Annotated in this window: 2 protein-coding genes; one reads left to right on the top strand and one right to left on the bottom strand. The window is 40.4% G+C overall.

Going from position 1 to position 1,793, the window contains the following annotated elements:
- The first annotated feature begins 123 nt into the window (after positions 1-123).
- Entirely contained in the window at positions 124-1,239 is a 1,116-nt protein-coding gene (locus GXK58_RS26795; protein WP_160726224.1) for an IS110 family transposase, read from the top strand.
- 369 nt (positions 1,240-1,608) lie between these two features.
- Here GXK58_RS26795 and GXK58_RS27445 read toward each other — a convergent pair.
- The coding region (locus GXK58_RS27445; protein WP_237389798.1) for a hypothetical protein at positions 1,609-1,793 on the bottom strand (185 nt) is incomplete at its 5' end.

Below are 1,793 nucleotides of genomic sequence, written 5' to 3'. Positions count from 1 at the left end.
CAAAGCGCCGAGTTATCATGAACGAAACTAGCTCCTACTCGTAAATGCGTAGGTTAATTTGGTTAGAATGTTACTGAAAAATCAAACCAAATCAGAGCTACATTACGAAAGGAGCTAGTTATTATGAAGGATACCATAAAATATGTAGGTTTAGACGTATCAAAAGAAAAAATAGCTGTTGCGATTGCAGATGAAGGACGAGATGAGCCTAGATACTGGGGGATGATTACGAATACACCAGAAGCAGTTAAGAAATTGATGAAAAAGATTGGAAGCAGTGAAAACTTACGAGTGTGTTACGAAGCAGGTCCTACCGGATATGCATTGTATAGATTACTCCTTACGTTAAATATTCACTGTACTGTTATAGCACCATCTTTAATTCCTCAAAGACCTGGTGAGCGTATTAAAACGGATCGTAGAGATTCCGTTCGACTAGCCCAGTTATATCGAGCTGGAGAATTAACTTCTATTTACGTTCCTACTCCAGAGGATGAGGCATTACGAGATCTTGTTAGATGTCGGGAGGATGCAAAAGAAGACGAATTAAGAGCTAAACACCGGTTAAGTAAATTTTTACTACGTTATGATATCCAACCACCATCAAAGGGCAAAAAATGGACCGTTAGGTACTATAGATGGTTGGACACTTTAAAGTTTGAAAACTCTAAACTAAAAGTAGTTTTTCAAGAATATTATCATCAAATTAAAGAGATACAACAACGAGTCTTAAGACTAGAAGAAGAAATCAGAATACAAGCAACAGACGGTGTTCATGCCCCAACCATCCAAGCTTTACAAGCATTAAGAGGCGTAGCACTAATTACAGCGACTAGTATTGTGGCCGAAATAGGATCTTTTAAACGATTTTCCACCCCTAGACAGTTTATGGCGTATGTGGGGTTAGTACCTAGTGAATATTCGAGCGGTGAAAGTAGAAAACAGGGAAAGATCACTAAAACAGGAAATCGCCATGTGCGGCGTCTGTTAGTGGAATCGGCCTGGAGTTACCGATATCAACCGTCCGTTAAAGGTGAATTACAAAAGAGACAAAATGGACAATCGCCAACCGTTCAAGCAATATCCTGGAAAGCACAAAACCGACTTCATAAGAAATATTTTCGATTATTATCAAGAGGAAAAGAAAGTGGTAAAGCCATTACAGCAGTAGCAAGAGAATTAGCAGGTTTTATTTGGGCAATCACGCAGGAATTGGACGAAGTAGTTCCAACAGCTTAAAGAAGTATATTTTACATGACGTACAGTACATTTGAACAATAATAGATGAATGAGAATAGGGCTCGAAGGCAAAGAGAAAACCGGAAAGGAAAACCCACGTGCCTCCTCTGTGCTATATCTATGTAGATTAACGCACGTTCCGAGTTAGTGGATACGTCCTTTATACGGAAAGATAAAATGTGAGAACCCACGAATATCAGAACGCTAACCGCAGTAGAGATTTTTGCCTTCGTGCCGTGTCCTTAGCATCCATTCCAAAAAAAGATGAGGGAGGTACGATTATTCCATCTTTAGCTTAAAAAGTGTCTCACCTCTTTGGAAGGCTGTCAAGGAGAGCACTTGACAGCCTTCCAAAGAGGTGAGGTGTGGTCAGTAAGCTAAAGAAGGAGTTACTTTAGCCAGTAACGGCTGCAATCTAACCAAGTAAGCGAAGAAGCGAAAATAGCTTCTCTTCTTAAAGTTGGTCAAAAATAGACCAAAACCTAGTTTAAGGAGGAGGGCCTTGACAGTTTCGTTCATATCAGGAGGCTCCCCGGCACGCCCGCGGAAAGCGA

The sequence above is a fragment of the Bacillus sp. USDA818B3_A genome (assembly GCF_009928415.1).
Lineage (GTDB): Bacteria > Bacillota > Bacilli > Bacillales > Cytobacillaceae > Neobacillus.
Note: the sequence above shows the minus strand (reverse complement) of the source record. Positions and strands in the feature narration are given on the sequence as shown.

Excerpts from the sequence above, each read along its gene's own strand:
- GXK58_RS26795 (WP_160726224.1), top strand. The coding sequence starts at position 124 with ATGAAGGATACCATAAAATATGTAGGTTTAGACGTATCAAAAGAAAAA.